Source organism: Sphingobacterium sp. lm-10 (genome assembly GCF_023554555.1).
In the GTDB taxonomy this organism is placed as follows: domain Bacteria; phylum Bacteroidota; class Bacteroidia; order Sphingobacteriales; family Sphingobacteriaceae; genus Sphingobacterium.
This window is the reverse complement of the sequence record NZ_JAMJWC010000001.1, coordinates 527,221-548,662: the sequence shown is the minus strand read 5'-3', so window position 1 is coordinate 548,662 and position 21,442 is coordinate 527,221. Positions and strand designations below refer to the sequence as shown.

Below are 21,442 nucleotides of genomic sequence, written 5' to 3'. Positions count from 1 at the left end.
GGATATGAGTGCATATAATGAACATTCTCGCCTACTATTGGCAGTAGATTGTATTATTTTCGGTTTTGATGGCAGATCCCTCAAACTATTGATTATAGAACGTGGGATGCTGCCGGAGAAAGGAAAGTGGAGTCTAATGGGCGGTTTTGTGCAAGAGCATGAAAATCCTGACGATGCTGCATCCCGGATTTTGACCTACTTAACTGGCTTGAAAGACATTTACATGGAGCAGTTTCAGGTATTCGGCGAGCCGAAGCGAGATCCTATTGCACGTACGGTTAGTATTGCCTATTACGCACTTATCGACATCGGAAAATACGAAAATCAGTTAAGCAAAGACTATAAAGCGGAGTGGGTATCCTTAAATCGCCTACCCGATTTGATCTTCGATCACGATACCATGGTCAAAGCCGCCAAAGAGCATTTGCGTTATAAGGCGGCTTTGCATCCAATTCTGTTTGAGTTGCTGCCAGAGCGATTCACCATCCCTCAAATCGCATCGCTCTTTGAGCAGGTGTATAATGTGGAATTGGACAGACCCAATTTTATGCGTAAACTACGATCCACAGGATTACTCTTGAAACAATCCGACAAGGATAAAGATGGCTCCAAACGCGGTGCACATTATTACGTATTGAATCGTGATATGTATAAGGAAAAGGTTTCCTCCTTTCTACATTTCGTGACGCAGCTGTAGTTTTTATTTAAGTCTATATATAGTTTAGAGGGGTGATATAGTTGAAAGCGTTGATAAAATTAATAACAGACAAAGCCGATCCAGAAGGATCGGCTTTGCTTTGTTTTTTAAAAATAGACTTACACTACCGTGTAACCACCATCAGCGATGTAATATGCGCCTGTCACAAAAGAAGCATCGTCTGAGCTTAAGAACAGCACTAGCTTAGCGATTTCGTCCGCACTTCCCAGTCTGTTCATGGGTGCCTTAGCAGCAATCGCATCTCGCATTTCGGGTGTCAAATTATTTTCCAATAAGGGTGTCAATATATAACCTGGACCTACGGCATTACATCGAATATTTTGTGTCGCATACTCAGCTGCAATATTTTTTGTCAGGCCAACTACCGCATGTTTTGTAGCGGTATAGGCGCTACTCATCGGTGCAGCTACCGTGCCGTGGACAGATGCCATATTGATAATATTTCCACCTCCATTTTTAACCATTTGTTCTAATTGATAGCGACATCCGTAGAATACGCCATTCAAATTCACATTAATGACTTTGTTCCATGCTTCAATATCGTACTCTCCTGCGAGTGCTGCCGGCCCGCCAATACCTGCATTGTTACAGGCAATATCCAATCTGCCGTAATGCTCGACGGTAGTCGCCACGAGATTTTTATTATCCTCGGCGCTCGATGAATCTGATTTTACGAAAATAGCATCTCCACCAGCCAACTTAATCTTATCGACCACAGAATTACCATTTTCTTCATTAATATCTGAAACAACGACCTTTGCTCCGCTAGCAGCGAAGAGTTCTGCTATGGCTTGGCCAATACCCGAGCCACCACCAGTCACAATAGCTACTTTATTATCTAATTTAGACATCATACTACGTTTTAATTTACCACTTAAATTTAAGGTATTTCCAATGATTCACCCAACTAATAATCTTATTATGACAGGAAACAAATAATGGCAATAAAGAAGTGCAAGGTGCCTAAATATTGCTACATGGGTATGAAATTGTTAATTAACAAGGAAAAGGGAAAAGGTTTAAACCAAGCCGAGAAAACAAACATCGCTTACACTTTTCATCTCAAATTTTGCCTAGTATAACAACTCTCCCATTCCAAAAAGTTCCAATCCTTTTCGATATTGAACTTCCACAGCCTGATTGGCGGCTTCAATCAGTGCTCCGGTAATCGGATCTACCACCGTTCTTAATGGTATTTTTCCTCTTTCAGAACCGATCAATTTGACCACCGCGTCCGCGACATCTTGCGGATTGGGTTGATTCGTTTCGATCAATCCGCCAAGCGTAGCCATCATCTTTGCCGGAATCTCTGCAATAGCGCTATAACCTTCGTAGACAGAAACATCCGAAGCTGGATTGTTTTTCTGTGCCATCTCCGTCGGGAAGGCACCTGGCTGCAAGATGGCAACATCTACACCTAAAGGTCTCACTTCGTAATGCAAGCCCTCACTTATCCCTTCTAAAGCAAACTTAGATGCGCTGTACATCGTAGCGAATGGAAAGGAAACCCGGCCAAATCCGCTGGTAACATTGATAATTAAACCCGCCGATTGCTTGCGCATAGTAGGCAATACCTGCTTGATCAGTCTCCACGGTGCGAAAACGTTGATATCAAACAATGTTTGTAGATCAGCAGTTGTAAAACTTTCCGTCAAACCATTCATCGAAAAACCGGCATTATTGACCAATACATCAATGGTTGTTTCTTTGGATAAGATGGTATTAATGGCTTCCTTCACACTCTCCTCATTCGTGAGTGTGACATCTAATACCGTTACGTTTTCTAGTTGAGATAAGGTATTCGCTTTGTCTGCATTCTTACCTTTTGTATCCCGCATGGTTGCATAGACTTGATGGCCTAAAGCTGCGACACTATGCGCGGTAAGCCAGCCAAAACCACTATTTGTTCCTGTTATTATTACTACTTTCTTTCTCATCTTTTTAATGTTTTAAATGAATGAAACAAATATGAGTAAGACACAGAAAATAGCATTTACCATATGGTAAAAAGTAAATTTATCGCATGTTTTTTCGAATTCGACTTAGGGATTGCTGCGTAATCCCCAGATAGGACGCCACATAGGATAAAGGTATGCGATTAAGTAGCGCAGGAAAAGCAGCCATAAAAGATAAATAACGTGTAGTAGCATCATCCGACACTAAAGGACTTCTACGCTCCATCGCTGTCGTCAAACATTTTTTGACAATGTTGGCTTGAATCAGTGGAAAACCAATAATGGTATTAGATATTTCATCCCAGTCTTTTTTGGTGAACGTGATCACTGTACAGTTTGTAACCGCCTGAATGTATTCGGAAGCGGCAATCTGACTCTCAAATTTCTGGTTATCTACCACAAAGTTGCCCTCATCGATAAAGTAATTGGTAATCTCCTCCCCCTTGTTGTTATAATAGCAAAAGCGAAAAACACCTTCCAGTACGAAGCCCAAATACTTTGGTATTTTGCCCCCTTCGGAGAAATACGCCTCTTTTTTAAACTCAAGGACTTTGGCTTTACTCAAAATAAAATCAATCTGCTGCTTGTTTAGCTGGCCAAATTGTAGAATAAAATCGATTAATGTATTCATGGCGAAATATATCTCTTCCTATCCACATGACAGTTACCAAATGGTAAATAGATAGGCCGCAAATTATCTGCCTGCCATGTTTAAACCCTAGCTCTATAATAGATGTAATCTCTAATTACAGCTATTACAGAGCTAGGGCCTGTTTAGGCTACTTTGATTTTGCGGGACGCACTTCTATTTTACTTGGCAGTACGTTGGGATTCATCTGTAATAAGTCTACGACCATTTCTCCCAAGTCTGAAGGCTGAATTTTCCAACCATCCGCTTCACTAGGCTCATGCTCGGCGAAATGAGAGGTAACGGAGCCTGGCATAATCGTGGTGCATTTAATATCGTGATTACGCAAATCCAACATAGCCGCTTGTGTAAAACCGACGACACCGAATTTCGAGGCATTGTACCCCGCACCGTTGGCAAAGAAATTGGTACCCGCCAGAGATGCTATGGATATATAATATCCCTTGTGTTGCTTCAGCTGGTCAACGCTCGCTTTTAAGGTGTGAAATACGCCCGTAAGATTGGTATCAATCATCGTATTCCAGTCTTCAAGAGAGATTTCATCCACCGGTGCAAATTTTCCAACGCCAGCATTGGCAATCACCACGTCTAACTTCCCAAAGGCAGCCACAATTTCCTTAACTGCTTTAACTTCATCCTCAAAGTTGGTCACATTAGATTGTAAGGCCAACACATGCTCACTTCCTAATGCTACCTTGGCTTTCTCTACATCTTCCAATTTTCTACCGGAAATCGCTACTTTCACGCCGCTTTCTACCAGCGATTTTGCAATTCCGAAGCCAATGCCTCTGGTTCCACCAGTGATATAAGCTACTTTATTTTCTATGTTCTGCATATGTATAGTGTGTTTAAATAATATACTCCTATAAAATTACGGTATTCCCTATACACTATTTTCACAGTAGGGTAAGATTTACCGTATGCTTGCGCATCTTATCGTATACAACTTCTACGAGGGTCCATCATTATCTATGTCTTATCGTTTGAACATTGCACAGGAAGAGAGGGAATTCGGAATATACCTTAAAATCTCCTATCTTGTCTGGGTACTAATAAGCTATCCCACTTATACACACCTCAAAGTGTATCTGAAAATGTGATATCTTTTTAATTTTGCAACAAATTAAAAGGAAGCAAGGAATGGGATAGCTAATCAATCGATCGAGAAAATGAAACTATTCGCCACGACCATGTATACCGGCACTACGGTGTTAAAGAATCAGCTCATTAACACACAGGACGGAAAAATTGTGAGCATAACCAGCGGTGAAGCTGACGCGGATTGTCATAGTGTGGATTGTATTGCACCCGGGTTCGTGGATATTCACATCAATGGAGGCCGCCAATTTCATTTTACGCAAAAACCAGATTTGGAGACAATCGAGGATATTTCAACTTCTTCTGCCCTATTAGGCACCGCTTATACGCTGCCCACGCTCATTACATCTCCGTTGGAGAATATGATGAAGGGGGTTGAGGCCATTAAAAACTACTCTCAATCCTCCGTATTAGGCATGCATGTAGAGGGCCCATATATCAGTCCAGAGAAAAGAGGGGCACATTTGCTGCGCTATATCAGAAAACCGTCGGATGCGGATATCGAACAAATTGTCCTATGCAGCGATGCCATCCGATTGCTGACTATTGCACCGGAATTGTTCAGCAAATCGCAGCTCAGAACATTGATAGAGAGCGGAATACCTATCGCTGCGGGGCATTCAAATGCGAATTACCTAGTAGCGAAGCAGGCTTTTGATCAAGGGATTAAACTGGTAACACATCTATACAATGCAATGTCTCCCTTTACCCATCGGGAGCCAGGCCTTGTTGGCGCTGTTCTGGACAGTCCACACGTCTATGCGCCAATTATATTGGATGGATTGCACTGTGACTATGCGGCGGCAAGAATAGCATGGGCCACTAAAGGCGACAAACTATTTTTGATATCTGATGCCTTATTTGTGGATAGAAAGGTCAAATCATTTCAATGGAATGGTTTCGATTCAGCATTGAAAAATAATGCTTATTACAACTCAGAAGGAAATTTAAGTGGAGCAGCTATCTCCTTGGGAGATGCCGTGCGCAATGCGGTGGCATATGTCGGCATCCCTGTACAGGATGCAATAGAAATGGCTAGTATACGACCGGCAATAGCAGTAGGTATGGAGGATCGAATTGGAAAAATTGAACCAGGTTACCCTGCCCGCTTCACCACTTTTGACCGGGATTTAAACGTATTTAAAGTGATTTCATAGGTAATGATATGCTCATCCCAAGTCATTTTTACAATTATTGAGGTCATCACCTAAACGAAATACATCTCCACATACTATTTATCATCAATACGCTCATATAAATGCTACAATTTACATCTTTCAGCAAGAAGTACGGGAATGTGAAAATTTTGGATTTAGGCGACTATCTATTGCCAGACGGAATAGTATGGTTAAAAGGGATTAATGGGGCAGGAAAATCTACGTTATTGTCTTGCGCTGCGGGTCTTCTTCCGTTTTCTGGTGATATTGCTTTGCGTTCCACAGGACAATCATTAAAAAAAGACAGTATAGAATACAGACAAAAAGTTAGTTTCTCGGAAGCAGATCCTATATTCCCCGGTTTTTTAACGGGTAAAGAGATTATTGCGTTTTTTCGTGCCGCTAAGGGAGGCAGCAAGCAACAGGCAGATGATCTTATAGCACTATTTGAAGCCAATACGTTTATTCATCAGGTTACCGCCACTTATTCTTCCGGGATGAACAAGAAGCTTTCGCTGATTTTAGCATTTATTGGCTTGCCATCGGTAATCTTATTAGATGAACCCTTGGTTACATTGGATCAGCATGCCCAGGTTGCTCTTTTGAGTTTGATAGAAAAGAAGTTGGCGCAAAACTGCCATATCATGGTTTCGAGTCATCACACATTAACATTATCACCACCAATAGCAATACAGGAACTATTCTTAGAGAATGCTAGCTTACAGGACGACTCTACGCAGATATGATAGCCCTTTTCAAACGCTTATTCGTAACCGGATTCTATAAGCACTATGCCGGACTGTTCTTGTTGGTAGCACTATCTTTTATCGGACTCTGCCCGCCAGGAGAGCATTGGCGTGTATTTGTAAATTTAGCCCTTGCGACCATTAGCTATTGGCCAGCATTAGCTATTATACTTACCTTAACACTTACTTACCAGTATTTAATCGTGTACTACGTGTTTACCATTTTAAATACGGAATCATATCGATTTTTTAAGTTAGGCGTACTTTCATTTTCCTTTTACCATCAACGCCTCGGATGGCTGCTATCACTCCTTGGCATGTTCTTACCCCTGTTATTTTTCCTAATCACTGCGATCTGTGTGGGAATGATGCAGAGCCAGTTCCTTTTCACCTTCATCTTATTGGCATTCACGATAAGCACTTTAGGCGTATCCTATTACGCGATCCTTCGCTTTGCGGAACCATTAACAGCGAAAGATACATCGGGTTTATGGACGGTATTAGGTGCAAAGTTAGGACTGAATTATCCGATGCTAGGTATTCGTTATTTGTTATATCGTCAGCAATTGGCTTGGGTTATTGCAAAATTGCTGTCCTATATTTTTGTGAGTATCCTTTTCTTCATCTATAGTGATGTGAAGGAACATCAGGGTATTATTATGATTGCTTTAACTTCTATTGCGATGGCACACATCTCCGTACTTTCCGGGCAATTTAAGTTTGAGCGGCACGATCTTGCGTTGTGGAGAAATCTCCCTTATCGGAAGTCCAACCAATCGTTACATGTATTTTGCCGCGTAGCAATTATACTTCTTCCAGAAACCGTGTGGCTACTGTATCGTTATCCTTTTATAGCTTCTTTAAGCTATCTTTTTTACATGTTCTCCTTTACTTACTTTTTATATCATTTACACTTTCTCTTTAAGAAAGGATCAATTCCTATTCAGGTAACATTCTTTTTGTACTTCTGCTTGTTGTTGATTGCTCCCATGGCTCCGATATTCTTATTGGGATTATTTTTCTTATTATTTAGTATTGGAGTGTTCTACAAAAGTGGATAAAAATAAACCGAAGTAACACTACGCTAAGTGAAGCATATTTGGGTCATAGCGCTTACTTGTTTGATATCTGGATAAATCGTGTGTGCTTGGCTATGATACAACAAATAATTAAAACCATCCATTAGGATAATGTATGTGTGATAATCTATCGTGAAATCTGTATCTTACCTTCTATCTATTCTATACATGGGAAAAGCCGGATTTAAATCGCCTTGCTTTCCGATATAACTAAGTTACAAACACATGAATAAGATCAGCCATCTTACCATATATCTCATTTCAGTATGCCTGCTAGTGGCCTGCTCAACAAGTCAAAAATTCACTAACCCTGTAATCTTAGGAGATCTCCCCGACCCTACTGTGATCCGTGTCAAAGATACTTATTATGCCGCATCTACCTCTTCGGAATGGGCACCATTCTACCCTTATTTTAAATCGAATGATCTAGTGAACTGGACACAAATCGGACATGTATTCGACATCCAGCCCGAATGGACGCTATCCTCATTTTGGGCACCAGAGCTCTACGAAATTGATGGAAAAGTGTATTGTTATTATACAGCCCGCCGCCGTTCTGATGGTATCACCTGCATTGGTGTAGCCATAGCTGAATCTCCCGAAAGTCCATTTGTAGACCAGGGTATATTGATAGATCATGGAACGGAAGCTATTGACGCATTTATTTTTGAAGATCACGGCCAGCTGTACATTACCTGGAAAGCCTATGGGTTAGATGACAGAAATATAGAAATTGTCGGCAGTAAGTTATCTGCAGATGGCCTGCGATTAGAGGGTGAATTATTTTCCTTATTGCGTGACGATGAAGGTATCGGTATGGAAGGGCAATATCATTATAAGCAAGGAGACTATTATTACCTGATCTATGCCGCCCGCGACTGCTGTGGCCCAAAAAGTAATTACGATGTGCGGGTAGCGCGAGCCAAAAGCTTTACCGGGCCTTATGAAAAACACGAAGGAAATCCGATTTTAGTTGGTGGTGATGAATACGTTTCTGTAGGTCATGGAACGGCAGTGAAAGGATTAGACGACCAACTGTATTATTTATGCCATGGTTATCTGGCAGGCGACAATGTTTACCAAGGGCGACAGCCAATTTTACAGCAAATAAAAATGAACACAGAGGGCTGGCCCTACTTTGTTACCGGAAAAGAAGCGATTAAAAATCAACTGCTGATCACAGGTGCAAGGAAGCAAAAAGAGATAGGATATTTCGAGGATTTCTTTGATGGTCAACAGCTAAAACCCGAATGGACGTGGAACTATCCCTACGCGACCAATGAGTTTGAACTCAACGATCAACAGCTTATCTTAAAAGGTACGGCAAAACTGGACAACAATTATGGTACAGCGATGTGTATCCGTCCAACCGCCGCACATTACGCTATTGAGACGCAGGTGGTCAATCAAAATGAGGCATCAAAAGGATTGACGCTATATGGAGACCATCAAAACCTAATGCTGCTCAGCGTCGAGGGTGACGATATTTATTTGAAATCAGTACAGGATGGAAAGGAAACATTAGTGAAGACTATGGTTAACGAAGTTCCCGACGTATATCTGAAAATGGAAATAAATCGAGGTGTTTATTGTGATTTCTTTTGGAGTTCCGATGGCACAAAATGGAATAAAATAAACCAAGAAGCAATCGATGCCACGGCACTTACCCGTTGGGATCGCGTAGCACGACCGGGATTGCTGCATGCTGGAAAAACCAATGAGCCTGCCGTTTTCAGCTATTTTAGAATGAGAAATATGTTGTAGTCGGCAATAATTAGCTCCTTTAAATGCAGCATTGTCAGTCAGTTTCAATTTTGGAGAAGCCGAAATCAACAAATGACCCGAAATTACTTTCTCCGCTTTCTCTCAAAACAGTTTGTTCTGAGAGAAAGCGTTGCAAAAAAGCTTGTTTGAATAGCTTGAGATATAAGAATCTTTGTTAAGATTATATAATGCGAACCGTTAAGAAATTCCCATGACAATCGCTTTGTGAGCAATACATTAAAGTAATGAAGCAAAAGCCTACATAGGCTATCTTATTACTTTAACCTTATTACTATAGCGGATAGGAGCTTCCGGAGATTCGGCAGGGTGACCCAAGGCGATATTGATGGATACTTCATAGTCCTCCGGTATATTCAATAATTTCAGAATATCGGCATTTTCAGGGGCATTAAGAAGAGGTACTAAGGTGCCCAGCGGACAGGTTCCTAATCCCAAAGCATGTGCACTAAGCAGAATATTCTGTAAAGCCAGTCCAGCATCCAATTTAGAATAAGCATTTGCTTTTTCACTAGCGATGACGATAAATGTGGGCGCGTGGTGCATCACATTGAACCCCGGCTCACGGTACCGCGCGGCACTACCTTGAAATTCCCGGCCTTCTGCATATTTCAAAAACCGTTTATTAACCTCTTCGATTATACTTGGATTTTGCACGACTCGTATCTCCCATGATTGTTTATTCAATCCACTAGGTGCGTATATAGCGGATTTCATGATGGTGTCTAATTGACTTTCACTTACCTGTTGATCGGTAAATTTTCTGATCGCACGTCTGGTCAGAATATTGTCGATAATAGCTTCTTTGTTTGTTCCCTCGTATACTACCTGTTCTATTTTTGGTTCTGCACAGCCCAATATGCTAAAGGCTATGACACTCATCATGATTATTTTTTTCATTTTTTTCTTATTTTTAAATGGTGTTATCAACTTGTTTGGAAAAGGAATAATTGAACTTGAATATGAGGTATATCACAAAGATGTACACCAGATAGTGGATCAGCTCATAGTAATATAGCGTCAGTATAGCCGATGACACGGCAAGAATCTTCAAGGTCAGCATAAAAACGTCTTCCAGTTTTGCCTTCCGGTCTATTTTTTGACCCCACACTCTGGGTTGAAATAAGAGACTGATCTGGTGGGAGAAGCCGTTCATCATCAAGATAGCATATGACATATACTCCTGCCGACAACCTCCGATGATAAAAATATAAATCGTTATCCCAATCATCATCCCATAATATAGCTTTCCATATTTGGTAGTGGGGCTTGACGGCATGTCCGTAGCCATAAAAATCGCTCCCAAAAGTACACCTCCGGTAGAAAAACTAACATCATCATTCCCAAACAACCAAAGCATCAACATCAAAGCACCTAGTAGGGAAAGTGGAATGTGCCAGCTAATTCTGTTGCGTAGCATCAGATACACACCGCCCAAAACAAGGCATATAGCAGAATATTCTCCCAAAGCACCGGAAGTCTTAAAGAAAATTCCTTCCAGGTAGTTCGACAAAACAGTGTCGGAATTTTCGAAAAGATGAAGGGAAGATGTATTGATCAAATCATTGTTCTTCCAGATACCGGACGAACTCATAGTGGAGGCAAAGAAAACCGACATAAATTCTCGGCCGACCAATGCTGGATTAAAACGGTTCTTGCCTAATCCGCCCCACACTATTTTACCAAACAGAATAGCCGAGAAAGAACCGAATACTACGATGTACAACGGTGTGGCGGGCGACAAAGTGAATGCTAAAAGCAAACCCGTCACCACCGCCGAACCATCCAGTAGGGTATCTTTTTTGCCAAGAAAAATCAGCGAGAATATCACATCCGCAAGCATTGCGGCCGCAACGGCAACACCGATCACTTGAAGAGCCATCATACCATAAGCCAACCAAGCGACATAAACAAGTGGAAGCAGAGCGATTACGACGTCTAGCATGACGATCTGCACGGTACTGAATCTGGCTTTGAGGTAAGGATTAATACTCGCTTTCAGCAACATATTAGGCATTTTTTAAAAGTTTATCTTTTCCCCTAAATATGTTTTCCATAAGCGGGACATCACTCGGGCATACATAAGCACAGGCGCCACATTCAATACAATCCAGCAGATTGAAGTCTTTTAAAGACGCCGTATTTCCAGACTGATTGAAACGAACAAACTCCAAGGGCATCAGTTTTTGAGGGCATACATCTACGCAGGCGCCACATTTGATGCAATTATCACTTTCTAACCTTAATTTCTGCATCACTAGCAGGCCGCCGGAGCCCTTATGTATAGGGAGCAATGGCGACGATACGGCCTTACCCATCATCGCACCGCCGAGAATAATCATTTGCTCATCTGGATTCCATTCATTACCTGTTTCGCGGAGAAGATGCGCTATGGGCGTACCTATTTTTACCTTATAATTTCCAGTATTTGCGCACCTGTTTCCCGAAATGGTGACAATACGCTCAATAGTAGGCCGGCTATGAAAAAATGCGTTGTAAATAGACCATAATGTTCCGACATTGTTAACCAGAATACCGTGTTGGGCTGGTATACTTCCTTTTTTCAGCTCCTTTCCGGTAACTGATTTGATCACTTGCAGCTCTCCACCTTGCGGATAACTATCGGGCAGTATTTTGACATTGATTTTTACCTCATTCTCCCTTGCGGAACGCAACAGCAGCTTTTCCAGTTCCTTATTTTGCTTTTCAATAGCAAATACAATCTGCTCGGCACCCAGCACCTTTTTTATCAGTACAGCCGCACGAAGCAATTCGGCGGTGTGGTGTTTCATCAGGGCATAATCTGCGCTCAGATAAGGCTCGCACTCCGCGCCATTGACAATGATGGTCTTGATAGGTGTTTCATTCTTTTTAAACTTCAATCCTGTTGGAAACCGCGAACCACCTGCTCCTTCGATGCCATATTCAAACAGCCTTTCGGCAAATTGTTCTTGTGTGATCTCTTCCATAGCTATCACAGCAGCGAGAGTCTCCCGATTTCGGAAATCGTTTTGTAAATGCAAGAACTGCTTTCCATTGAGGTTAAAAGTTCCTTTCACTATTCCTGATACCGGAGCATGTATACTCGCGGCGAATAATCCATCGCACGCAGCCAAGAGCTGGTATTTTTCTACCTGATTCCCAATTTCTACCAGGGGCGTCATGACGTTTCTATAGCCATCTAATGGAATATAAAAGTCTTCCGGATCGGCAATCTGCCCAACCTCGCTTTTTTTGGTTTTACTTTTAAGAGATGGTATTAAGAGCATCTATTAATTATTTTTATCGTTAACGTCTATCCTGAAATAATCAAAATCAACATAGCGTCTTAATTTGTTTACGCTTTCTTCTACTTCATTTTTTTCCAATGCAAATAGAGCCGTCGATAGTATATCGCCTATGAACGCATTTTTGGATAGTACACCCACTTGCAAAGTAGATACAGGCCATCCGGTTTTAGGGCTGATGATATGTCCGTATTCCTTCCCATTGATGACTAGATTGTTGTTGGATCTAGCAGATAGGCTGAAGCACTGGTTGTTGATGGAGATGCTTTTAGCAATTTTGTTGGGCGAATGCGGATCCGGTACGTTCACTTTCCAAGTGCGATGCATATCATTGTTTAACCCCATGATGGTGCTCCCACCGGCGTTGATGATGGCATCAGTCACCCCTCTTTTCTGAAGCAGCTGCACGACCTGATCTGTTGCGAACGCTTTTATAAACGAGCCAGTTATCAATTCTTGCGTCGGTTGTATTTTTACGTCATTCCCGCTTACGGCTATTTTACGGTAATCGACATGCTGTAAAGACTCGTTTATCGCTTTCTCCGTAGGAATATCATCCTGTTTTTGTCGGTAGAACCCCCAAAGCCGAAGCAATGGCATACAACTGACATCAAAGCTTCCTTCTGTGAACCTGGAGACCAGCAACAAGGATTTCAACATCTGGATACACGCGTCGTCTACGGTTACCCAACTGCCTGCCTGTTGATTGATCTGGTCAAAATAGGATCCCGCCTGATAGGAATTGTACTTTCGGTCTATCGCACTGAGCAGTTCAAAACAGTCATTTAGGGTTTGTTCGCCACATTCAAAAGGTATTTTAATTTTGAAATGGCAATGAAACAGCCACCGAGTTTGGGTTATGTAGGATTTAGAGACTGTCGGAAGCATTTTCATCATCATTGGTTTCCACCGTCGTGCTGCCAGAATTCCTGAACGCTTTGAGATTTACCTGTCCGACGTGGATCGTTTGAAAATAAGGCAGTTTATTTTTCCAGGTATTCGAAGCCGTATCGAATACCAATTCCTGCACTTCAAAAGGCTTAGCGGAGGCCACTGCGGCTTCTTGTTGTATTCTTTTCGTTTCCCTTTTCTTCCGGTCTGCTTCCGTTATTTTGTCCCAGAAATTGGGATGCCCAAAGACCAACAGAAAGAATCCGATGAGATAAAGCATAATATGTCGCGCATTAACATTAATCATTAGTATGCAATCATTTTGTTTACATTAAAAAGTATACGAAGATAAAATATAGTACTTGTCTCCACTCAATATTAATGTCGAACAGCATTCGTTAATGACCAATTCAATTCGTCATTAATAAAGATCATAGAGCGGTGGATATATTTACCTTTGCACTAGTAAGTTGAACACCATATGAAGAATATTTTTGAAAGAAAATGGACACAGGAAGTGGGAATACTCTTATTCTCTTTTATCTTGTTTACCCTGAATGACTGGATCTTGATCGCCACTTGGAAAAGTCTCTTTTTAGGTACAATCTATTTTTCCTTTTTGTATGCCCATGCTCAATTCAATCGCTATTATATACTTCCGATTTTGCTAAAAAAGCATAATCCTTATCTATTTATATTTTTAACCTTACTGGCGTTAGCTATTTTTGCATTAGGGTTAAATTATCTAGCCCATTCTGTATTATACAACAACTGTTTTCTGCACAAAGACCAAAGTAAATTGAACTATCAATACCAGATAGGTGTATTACTGGGATCCTATATTTGTATTATCGGAACGACAAAGATTTTTGAATATTACCGACAGCAAAAAGATGCAGACAGTAAAGAGCTTCTTTCCAGAAAGAACCAAATAGATTTGCTGAATAAACAGCTCAATCCGCATTTTCTGTTTAATACCCTCAATACCATATACGGATTGAGTATCAAATACCCGGAGAAAACACCGGAAGCTATCATGAAAATATCTGATTTACTACGTTATCAGGTAGAAAACAGCAATAAAGACCTAGTGTCGCTCGAGGAGGAGATTTCATTTATCCAAAGCTATATAGAAATAGAAAAAGAACGGGTCGGCTACCGATGTAAAATAGAGTTTGACTATCAGATAGACGAACCTCACCACCGCTACATAGCACCGATGATCGTCTTTACATTTGTAGAAAATGCTTTTAAACATGGTACATCAAACATTGAAAAATGCTTCATAAAAATAGATTTGAACGTTAGAAATGGTATTTTAACTTTACGAATAAGCAACTCACTTCCATCTAAAAATAATGGAAGACTATCCACTAAAATGGGTCTTGAAAACACAAAAGCTAGATTGAAAATGATTTATCCTGGTACACACCTCATTAAAGTTGAACCTGCTGAACACGCGTTCGAAACATTCTTGGAAATAACGCTTTAACTCATGATTATTACCCAGTACAGATGTATTATCATTGATGATGAGCCCGCAGCGCACTATGTGCTTGTCAGCCATATTGAAAAAAATGCTAACCTTAAATTAGTAGCCCAGTTCTATAATGCGGTGGATGCCCTGAATTATCTCAGAAATAATCCGGTTGACCTCCAGTTTTTGGATATTGATATGCCAGAAATATCTGGGATAGAGCTTTTAAAATCGCTATCCAATGTGCCAAAAACGATCCTGACGACAGCACACTCGCAATACGCATTAGAAAGTTATGACTATGGTGTTATTGATTATCTATTAAAACCTATTTCACTGACACGATTTATAAAATCCACAGAAAGATTTCTTTCGCTGTATCATAAAGATGAATATGTCGAACCGACCGAAATAAGTGTAAAGGTGGATGGCAAAAGTGTCACGATAGTAACGGAAAATATTGGTTATATACAGAGTTACGGAAACTATGTGAAGATATTCGCACACAAAATATATCTGGTCTCTACTACCACGCAAGTGATCCTTGCAGGGCTTTCGTCACGATCTTTTATGCGTATTCACAAATCATACATCGTAAATATGGATAAGATAGCAGCACACACCGAAAGTGAAGTAATAATAAATAATGAAAGGCTTCCTATTGGTATTACATTTAAGCGCGAGTTCCTACAAAGAGTACAGGAGAAGAATTAGTATATCTACTGTAGATATTTAAGACGCATCGTTACCCTTTATCCACTTTAAAAAGCTAAGAGATAAGGTAACAGCTAGTGTAAATATTTATGCTAATCCCACGCCGATTCTTTATTATGGTAGTAATGATTTATTTCACTTCTGCCAAATTTTCGTATCCAGTTCCCCTTCCCCATCCCCCAGTATGTAGCCTTTTGGTTTTAAAACACTGAGAAAATTATAATAAGCTAAAGCGTTTTATATTGCTGTAAATGCCTTATCCGGCAACTTCCAAATCATTTGGCGTGAAAATATTAAAATAATTTCTTGCTTAAACAACAAATATAATCTATATTTATTGTCATTAAGACAATTAATAATCTACCTAAATGTGATGGTGTTCAATACGCAAATTTGATCACCTGTTGTGATCTTTCCATTGAAACTTGAATGCAGTAGGATCATCCATTAGATAGATTTTAGAACAGGAGTAATAAAACAATTATAACCGGATAAATATCTCTTTATGGTAAACGATAACCTCGACATCTGTAGCTATTTAGCGAGAATTTTTGAAAAAGACTTTCAGGTCTTTGCTATTTCGGGTAAGCCTACTGCAACAAGATTACTAGAAGACATAGAAACACGAGCTTCAACTAGTACGCTTACGTTTGGAGGTAGATCAGGAATTGAGCTAAGTGAACAAAGCAAGTCCAATCTACTATCAAATCATATACCTGTTGTGCTATTAATTGCCAACTCTTCCGACAACATCGTGCTCGAAGATCTTACTGTTGTTGCGGATGACGAGGAACGGCTGTTGGCTCACGTGCATCGTCTAATACAGAACCAGCATCATTTTCCCACTAACTTTAGCAAAAACATTCAGCTTCAAGATGTGGATTGCAACATATCCATAAAACATAAGGAGTTTATTCAGAAAGTGACTCACATTGTAGAAGAGCACTTGGACAATCCGAAATTTAGTGTGCAGATGCTCGCCGAAGCTATATCAATGAGTTATTCCAATTTCTACCGACGGATAAAAACGGCCTGTGGAAAACCTGCCAATGAATTTATTAGAATGGTGAGGTTACAAAAAGTAGCCCAACTACTTATCGAAACGGAGTATAATGTAAGCGAAGCCGCATTCGCCGCTGGTTTCAGCGATATCAAATATTTTAGGTCTAAATTCTTAAAATTATACGGTATGAAACCCTCTGAATACAGAAAGAAATACGAGGTCTTGAAACAGGAACATCGCCTAACCACTTAGTTTTTACGAAATCTCAATTAGCGCAGTTATCAAAGAACTGTTTACACGCAAACACCTTCCTACAGAGGAATACAGAGATTGGATTGCATCGCTGCAATCCAATCGATAAGATCTTACTCCCCCACTAAGAGGACTCCTCCATTTGTCGGAATAACCATCCTGTAGCGTTGATCTTCTCCCAATTCGCCAGAAGAAACCATAGTTCCTCCTGATGCATCATCCGAATAAATAAGCAATTTTCTATTGGAAATCATCGGCAATGATAGCTCTACCGTCTTCGGGTTTGGCTCTGCGTTAATTCCAGCTATGTACCATTGGCTTCCCTTACGTCTGGCCAGCACGACATATTTTCCAGGATAGCCATCCAGAAATAATGTTTCATCCCAAGTGGTTGGTACCGATTTCATAAACTCAATAGCCCCCTTGCTTGCATCCGTGAGGTTATTAGGCGTAATACCAAAATTTTGGATGGCACTTTGAAACACTACGGCTGTGGCGATTTGAAACGCTTCACTCGTTTTCCGAATGGTGCCATCGGAGTTTGTTCGATTATGCCTTTTATTGAGCAAAACCGGACCAAAGTCCATCGCAGCCACGCTATTGCGTATAAAGGGGTGCAGGGTCGCATTAAATGCTTCCATATCATTGGCTCGTTGGGTGAAAATCAGATTCTCGGAAGCTAATACCGCTTCACTGGATATAAAATTAGGGTACATGCGCTCCCAACCTCTAGGCAGGGTACAACCGTGAAAGATCACCCCCAACCCGTGATCATTAGCGTCAGACAGAATTGCTTCGTACAATTGCATGGTCTCCTGCTTATCACCACCAAAGAAATCTACTTTAATACCTTTGATGCCTAATTCTTTCATCCAAGCCATTTCCTCTTTTCGCTGGATGGATTGATTCATCTTATTTTTTGGTCCCTGCGGCGCATCGTTCCAGTACCCATTGGAATTGTACCAGAGTAGCAACCCTACTCTTTTCTTCTCAGCATAGGCGGCTAACTCGGCTATTTTATCCCTTCCGATTTTGGTATCCCACCAATTATCTACCAAAGTATACTCGTAACCCATCGCTGCCGATAAGTTTACAAATTTCTTTTGGTCTTCCAGGTTGATGCTTTCATCCTGCCATTCCAACCAACTCCAGGTCGAACGTCCAAAGGCATAATCCATGCTTGGTTTGTATTTCGCACCAACCACGTCCTGTGTAATCGTGGTTTCCAAAATAGGTTGTAAGGTCTTCCCAACCGTCAGCGTGCGCCAAGGTGTAAATCCAGGCAAGGCGAACGCAGGCTGGACAGCACCAAGACCATTATTCTCGCCCTGCTCCGGGAAAGCAATAGAATACAATCCGCCAGAAGTAGGTTCACTGAGTTTGCTGCCGCAATAGTTGCCATCGACTCCTGTTTCTGAAAGCAAAACCCAACCCTTATCTTCTATTTTAAATAAAGCTGGAAAGGTAAAACCGACGCCATATTGCGATGGCGCGCCCAAAGGCGCGTCTACCGTGTAATCCTCTTCATAACTTGGTTTAGTCTTTTTCCAACCGACCATCGGTGGCGACTGCGGTGTCAAGAAAGTCGTAGTACGAGCTGGAAAATGAAAACCACTATGCTCCTGCTGCACCACGATATTGGCTTGCTCCCCCTGCTGTGGTACGAAGTAGCGAAATGCTACGTCGTTATTGCTGACTTGGAAAATCGTTTCGAAAGCCTGTTTTTCGCTGTTCTCCCATCGACAAACTAATTCATTGGCTTGATATCGGATGTGGCTTTTCTTAAAGCGGGTTTCGCTATACTGTTCGTCAATAGCACGATCATGTTTTAACACGAAATGCAGCTTTTCTGAAAGGGGATGCGTACTGGCGGTCAACCCAAGAGGCGACTTGGCCAGCATCATCTCTTCATCCAAAAATACCGAATAGCTAAGCTTTCCATCATCCAGATGAAGATGAACAGCCAATCGAGCATCCGGACTACGAACGACCCACTCTTGTGCCAACGCCGGGAGTGAAATAATTAGAGATAGTAGTAAACTGCAAAAAACAGGTTTCATGAGCATAAATGTATTAGTTAAGGTAAATTTACTCTTTGTACATCGGTATAATAGTATTCTCCAGATAAATTGGAAAGCACACCTACTCGGACAAACACATAATCAAGATTGGCCAACGATGCGGGTAAGGTTGTGCTCATATTCAACGGTTGCCCTACTTGAATAGACGCGGCATTCATCTCCACGCGATGCTCAAACCGGCCTTGATCCGTTAGAATAGAGTGCCCCACATAAAGTGCTACTCTACTCACATTAGCATTCGGAACCACGCGTCTGATGGAAAACTCCGCATTAAGTGCTGTGCCAGTCGCCGAAAACGATTCATTGTCCAACACGAAATAGGGCGTTACTGGAATATCGACTACCGTATTCCCTCTTACTGTCACTTCAACGGTATCTAAATTCCGCGGTAACCAAGGCGCATCGCCATTAGTCACCAATTTGTAGGTGCCATCGAATAAGGACGCCGAGAAATGGCCTTCATGGTCAATAAAGACATCCATAGGCGTACGTAGTTCATGTCCATCTTCCCAAAGTTGCAGTCTTGTACCGCCTGTTCTTACGCCGACAGGACTACCCTCGTAGATAATATTGCCCGACAAGGTAGACTTAGGTGCTTCAAAATTATCGTATTCGCAGCCCACCGAAAACAGAGACGCCAGGGCCAAAATAGATAGATATATGCTTGAATATTTCATAATAAAATCTTTGCTGATCGTAATAATGATTAGTTAAATGGATTTCGAACAATCTTAGGATTGTTGTTGATCACATTTTGATCGATAGAGGCATAATAGTTCGCCATCCGGAAAAGTCGTGCCCGACGAAAACGTGTCGGACGGATACGTTGGTAAATGTATTGCCCATTCGTAGGATGCCCTGGGCGTACCACACGATAAGGATAAAGTCCATACACCACGGCGTTCCGGTCCGTTTCTTCTCCATTCCATACTAAGTGAGCAGTACGCCAGCGTTTCAGATCAAAGAAACGGTGATCTTCAAACGCCAGTTCGGTACGGCGCTCTTTGCGGATAATATCCATCGTCAAGTTGGAAATGCTATTTGCCGGGAAACCTGCGCGCTCCCGTAATGTATTGATATACATGGTAGCAGGACCTGTTTCGCCCAATTCAAAAGCGGCTTCGGCAGCATTCAGATAGATTTCGCCCATGCGATACCAAGGCCACCAGTTGCTGGCAGAGATACCGCGCGCACTAGCTCCTGATGCATCACTCACCATCTTCCTGAGATAGAATCCGGTATTACTCACATCCTGTTGATTGTCTGCAGGACCATCAAAACCGGTCCACAACCCGCCATCTGGCGCGTAACTATCTCCTAATCGTGCTGTCGTGCGCAAGTCGTAGCCTCCATCTTGCCACACGGCTACACCGGCTTGTATACTGGTATTGCGTCCTTTGAACGTCGTGCCTGCATAGATCACCGTACCGTAAAGCCGTCCATCTTTGTTGGCAAAGATATCAGCAGGATTAGCATAGACGATGTAATTTCCGTTTTGATCGCGGTCGCGAATCGTGCCGACAGCACCATCCAGATAATCGAAGCTTTCTACAAAGCTTAACGAAGGACTCAAGGTAGACGAGGATTCATTGTCTTCGGTAGAACCTTTTATAATATTATCGTACGTGAAGCCATGCACCTTTACTCCTGTTTGAAAGTCCTTGGCAAAGATGACCTCTGCATTATTTTTGGCATTCAACATCGTGTAAAAATTCTCTCCTTTATTCGGATTGGCATTGAATAAGCCGTACGATGAATTAGCCATAATAGCGCGTGAAGCAGCCAAGGATTTTTGATAATAGTCGCCGGCCATACTGGCGGGAATACCGACCTCGCCGCCCGGCGTACTAATTGGCGCTCCCATCAAGTTATTGTACTTAGCGATCGAGGCTGCGTATAGCATAGACCTACTTTGTAAGGCTAAAGCCGTGACCGTATTGGCACGGGTTCTGCTATTCGCATTGGTCGCCAAATGATCTTTAATCGCCTCGGTCTCGCTGTAGATGAAATCATATACTTCATGCTCTTTAGCACGCGGCATTTGCAATGGCTCCGGATTTCCACTAAAATCGTAGATCAGTTGCGTGGTTACCAGCGGTACACCGCCCATACGCTTCACCATTTCAAAATACACTGATGCACGGATAAAACGTAACTCCGCGTTAAAGAGTTGTTTCTGTGCGGCAGTCAAACTGCCACCAAATTGCTCGATGCCTTCGAGTGCTACACTAATATCACGGATCAATCCATAATCCCAGTACCGACCGTAATCATCACCGTATTGAAAATCATTCCGCCAATTTTGATCACGATGGCCTGACCACATGGCATCATCCCCTTCGGCCATCCCTCCGGTATTAAATACACCGTGTAGCCATGGCAGACGATTATAATAATTCGCCAATAGCGAAGTGATGAGCACCGGATCATTCCAGAGCTGCTCATCGGTTATCAGGTTTTTTGACGGTCGATCAAACCATTCATCATGTTTACACGAACTCGCCGATAGCGCTGCCGCTACAAGAAATATTATCAATTTAGTCTTCATGTCTT

Annotated in this window: 20 protein-coding genes; 8 read left to right on the top strand and 12 right to left on the bottom strand. The window is 41.8% G+C overall.

What is annotated here, in order from left to right; genetic code table 11:
* Window positions 1-4 precede the first annotated feature (4 nt).
* Entirely contained in the window at window positions 5-697 is a 693-nt protein-coding gene (locus M8998_RS02105) for an NUDIX hydrolase (protein WP_249990339.1), read from the top strand.
* 119 nt (window positions 698-816) lie between these two features.
* On the opposite strand, the gene M8998_RS02100 is transcribed toward M8998_RS02105, so the two are convergent.
* The 4 genes from M8998_RS02100 to M8998_RS02085 all read right to left on the bottom strand — a co-directional run bounded on the left by M8998_RS02100 (window position 817) and on the right by M8998_RS02085 (window position 4,157).
* Window positions 817-1,572 carry an SDR family NAD(P)-dependent oxidoreductase gene (locus tag M8998_RS02100; protein ID WP_349665642.1) on the bottom strand — a complete coding sequence of 252 codons (756 nt, stop codon included), beginning with the start codon at window positions 1,570-1,572 and terminating at the stop codon, window positions 817-819.
* A gap of 219 nt (window positions 1,573-1,791) precedes the next feature.
* Window positions 1,792-2,655 carry an SDR family oxidoreductase gene (locus tag M8998_RS02095; protein ID WP_249990338.1) on the bottom strand — a complete coding sequence of 288 codons (864 nt, stop codon included), beginning with the start codon at window positions 2,653-2,655 and terminating at the stop codon, window positions 1,792-1,794.
* A gap of 79 nt (window positions 2,656-2,734) precedes the next feature.
* Complete coding sequence (locus tag M8998_RS02090; RefSeq protein ID WP_249990337.1) at window positions 2,735-3,304, bottom strand: Crp/Fnr family transcriptional regulator; 570 nt, start codon at window positions 3,302-3,304, stop codon at window positions 2,735-2,737.
* A 148-nt stretch (window positions 3,305-3,452) separates the two neighbouring features.
* Window positions 3,453-4,157, bottom strand: a complete 705-nt coding sequence (locus tag M8998_RS02085) for an SDR family oxidoreductase (RefSeq protein ID WP_249990336.1) — start codon at window positions 4,155-4,157, stop codon at window positions 3,453-3,455.
* A 334-nt stretch (window positions 4,158-4,491) separates the two neighbouring features.
* Here M8998_RS02085 and nagA point away from each other — a divergent pair, with 334 nt between their 5' ends.
* From nagA to M8998_RS02065, 4 genes are all read left to right on the top strand, one after another.
* Window positions 4,492-5,577: an N-acetylglucosamine-6-phosphate deacetylase gene (gene nagA / locus M8998_RS02080; protein ID WP_249990335.1), complete on the top strand. Its 1,086-nt coding sequence runs from the start codon at window positions 4,492-4,494 to the stop codon at window positions 5,575-5,577.
* A gap of 101 nt (window positions 5,578-5,678) precedes the next feature.
* Window positions 5,679-6,323, top strand: coding sequence for an ATP-binding cassette domain-containing protein (locus tag M8998_RS02075; RefSeq protein ID WP_249990334.1), 645 nt, complete (start codon window positions 5,679-5,681; stop codon window positions 6,321-6,323).
* Window positions 6,320-7,384, top strand: a complete 1,065-nt coding sequence (locus tag M8998_RS02070; RefSeq protein WP_249990333.1) for a hypothetical protein — start codon at window positions 6,320-6,322, stop codon at window positions 7,382-7,384. Before M8998_RS02075 ends, M8998_RS02070 begins: the two co-directional genes overlap by 4 nt.
* A gap of 243 nt (window positions 7,385-7,627) precedes the next feature.
* Window positions 7,628-9,166 (top strand): family 43 glycosylhydrolase, encoded by a 1,539-nt coding sequence (locus tag M8998_RS02065; protein WP_249990332.1) that lies wholly within the window; start codon window positions 7,628-7,630, stop codon window positions 9,164-9,166.
* 267 nt (window positions 9,167-9,433) lie between these two features.
* Here the strand turns inward: M8998_RS02065 and M8998_RS02060 are convergent, their stop codons facing one another.
* Genes M8998_RS02060 through M8998_RS02040 form a run of 5 tightly spaced genes read right to left on the bottom strand, consistent with a single transcriptional unit; the run spans window position 9,434 to window position 13,669 of the window.
* The gene (locus tag M8998_RS02060; RefSeq protein WP_249990331.1) at window positions 9,434-10,084 is read right to left on the bottom strand and encodes a nitroreductase family protein; all 651 of its coding nucleotides are present in this window, start codon (window positions 10,082-10,084) and stop codon (window positions 9,434-9,436) included.
* Window positions 10,085-10,097: 13 nt separating this feature from the next.
* Window positions 10,098-11,201 (bottom strand): RnfABCDGE type electron transport complex subunit D, encoded by a 1,104-nt coding sequence (locus M8998_RS02055; RefSeq protein ID WP_249990330.1) that lies wholly within the window; start codon window positions 11,199-11,201, stop codon window positions 10,098-10,100.
* Window positions 11,194-12,453 (bottom strand): electron transport complex subunit RsxC, encoded by a 1,260-nt coding sequence (rsxC, locus tag M8998_RS02050; RefSeq protein ID WP_249990329.1) that lies wholly within the window; start codon window positions 12,451-12,453, stop codon window positions 11,194-11,196. Before rsxC ends, M8998_RS02055 begins: the two co-directional genes overlap by 8 nt.
* A 3-nt stretch (window positions 12,454-12,456) precedes the next feature.
* Window positions 12,457-13,371: an FAD:protein FMN transferase gene (locus tag M8998_RS02045; protein WP_249990328.1), complete on the bottom strand. Its 915-nt coding sequence runs from the start codon at window positions 13,369-13,371 to the stop codon at window positions 12,457-12,459.
* Complete coding sequence (locus M8998_RS02040) at window positions 13,340-13,669, bottom strand: hypothetical protein (RefSeq protein WP_249990327.1); 330 nt, start codon at window positions 13,667-13,669, stop codon at window positions 13,340-13,342. The genes M8998_RS02045 and M8998_RS02040 overlap by 32 nt, the downstream gene beginning before the upstream one ends.
* A 174-nt stretch (window positions 13,670-13,843) precedes the next feature.
* Between M8998_RS02040 and M8998_RS02035 the strand changes: the two genes are divergently transcribed.
* From M8998_RS02035 to M8998_RS02025, 3 genes are all read left to right on the top strand, one after another.
* Window positions 13,844-14,854 carry a sensor histidine kinase gene (locus M8998_RS02035; protein ID WP_249990326.1) on the top strand — a complete coding sequence of 337 codons (1,011 nt, stop codon included), beginning with the start codon at window positions 13,844-13,846 and terminating at the stop codon, window positions 14,852-14,854.
* A gap of 3 nt (window positions 14,855-14,857) precedes the next feature.
* On the top strand, window positions 14,858-15,553 hold the full coding sequence (locus tag M8998_RS02030; protein ID WP_249990325.1) for a LytR/AlgR family response regulator transcription factor: 696 nt from the start codon (window positions 14,858-14,860) through the stop codon (window positions 15,551-15,553).
* A 505-nt stretch (window positions 15,554-16,058) separates the two neighbouring features.
* Window positions 16,059-16,808, top strand: coding sequence for a helix-turn-helix domain-containing protein (locus tag M8998_RS02025; protein ID WP_249990324.1), 750 nt, complete (start codon window positions 16,059-16,061; stop codon window positions 16,806-16,808).
* 113 nt (window positions 16,809-16,921) lie between these two features.
* On the opposite strand, the gene M8998_RS02020 is transcribed toward M8998_RS02025, so the two are convergent.
* Genes M8998_RS02020 through M8998_RS02010 form a run of 3 tightly spaced genes read right to left on the bottom strand, consistent with a single transcriptional unit; the run spans window position 16,922 to window position 21,437 of the window.
* Window positions 16,922-18,868, bottom strand: a complete 1,947-nt coding sequence (locus M8998_RS02020) for a glycoside hydrolase family 97 protein (protein WP_249990323.1) — start codon at window positions 18,866-18,868, stop codon at window positions 16,922-16,924.
* A 17-nt stretch (window positions 18,869-18,885) separates the two neighbouring features.
* Window positions 18,886-19,566, bottom strand: coding sequence for a DUF3823 domain-containing protein (locus tag M8998_RS02015; RefSeq protein ID WP_249990322.1), 681 nt, complete (start codon window positions 19,564-19,566; stop codon window positions 18,886-18,888).
* A 29-nt stretch (window positions 19,567-19,595) separates the two neighbouring features.
* Window positions 19,596-21,437, bottom strand: a complete 1,842-nt coding sequence (locus M8998_RS02010) for a RagB/SusD family nutrient uptake outer membrane protein (protein ID WP_249990321.1) — start codon at window positions 21,435-21,437, stop codon at window positions 19,596-19,598.
* Window positions 21,438-21,442 lie beyond the last annotated feature (5 nt).

Coding starts and splice junctions, on each gene's coding strand:
- M8998_RS02105 (WP_249990339.1), top strand. CDS start 5: ATGAGTGCATATAATGAACATTCTCGCCTACTATTGGCAGTAGATTGT.
- M8998_RS02100 (WP_349665642.1), bottom strand. CDS start 1,572: ATGATGTCTAAATTAGATAATAAAGTAGCTATTGTGACTGGTGGTGGC.
- M8998_RS02095 (WP_249990338.1), bottom strand. CDS start 2,655: ATGAGAAAGAAAGTAGTAATAATAACAGGAACAAATAGTGGTTTTGGC.
- M8998_RS02090 (WP_249990337.1), bottom strand. CDS start 3,304: ATGAATACATTAATCGATTTTATTCTACAATTTGGCCAGCTAAACAAG.
- M8998_RS02085 (WP_249990336.1), bottom strand. CDS start 4,157: ATGCAGAACATAGAAAATAAAGTAGCTTATATCACTGGTGGAACCAGA.
- nagA (WP_249990335.1), top strand. CDS start 4,492: ATGAAACTATTCGCCACGACCATGTATACCGGCACTACGGTGTTAAAG.
- M8998_RS02075 (WP_249990334.1), top strand. CDS start 5,679: ATGCTACAATTTACATCTTTCAGCAAGAAGTACGGGAATGTGAAAATT.
- M8998_RS02070 (WP_249990333.1), top strand. CDS start 6,320: ATGATAGCCCTTTTCAAACGCTTATTCGTAACCGGATTCTATAAGCAC.
- M8998_RS02065 (WP_249990332.1), top strand. CDS start 7,628: ATGAATAAGATCAGCCATCTTACCATATATCTCATTTCAGTATGCCTG.
- M8998_RS02060 (WP_249990331.1), bottom strand. CDS start 10,084: ATGAAAAAAATAATCATGATGAGTGTCATAGCCTTTAGCATATTGGGC.
- M8998_RS02055 (WP_249990330.1), bottom strand. CDS start 11,201: ATGCCTAATATGTTGCTGAAAGCGAGTATTAATCCTTACCTCAAAGCC.
- rsxC (WP_249990329.1), bottom strand. CDS start 12,453: ATGCTCTTAATACCATCTCTTAAAAGTAAAACCAAAAAAAGCGAGGTT.
- M8998_RS02045 (WP_249990328.1), bottom strand. CDS start 13,371: ATGATGATGAAAATGCTTCCGACAGTCTCTAAATCCTACATAACCCAA.
- M8998_RS02040 (WP_249990327.1), bottom strand. CDS start 13,669: ATGATTAATGTTAATGCGCGACATATTATGCTTTATCTCATCGGATTC.
- M8998_RS02035 (WP_249990326.1), top strand. CDS start 13,844: ATGAAGAATATTTTTGAAAGAAAATGGACACAGGAAGTGGGAATACTC.
- M8998_RS02030 (WP_249990325.1), top strand. CDS start 14,858: ATGATTATTACCCAGTACAGATGTATTATCATTGATGATGAGCCCGCA.
- M8998_RS02025 (WP_249990324.1), top strand. CDS start 16,059: ATGGTAAACGATAACCTCGACATCTGTAGCTATTTAGCGAGAATTTTT.
- M8998_RS02020 (WP_249990323.1), bottom strand. CDS start 18,868: ATGAAACCTGTTTTTTGCAGTTTACTACTATCTCTAATTATTTCACTC.
- M8998_RS02015 (WP_249990322.1), bottom strand. CDS start 19,566: ATGAAATATTCAAGCATATATCTATCTATTTTGGCCCTGGCGTCTCTG.
- M8998_RS02010 (WP_249990321.1), bottom strand. CDS start 21,437: ATGAAGACTAAATTGATAATATTTCTTGTAGCGGCAGCGCTATCGGCG.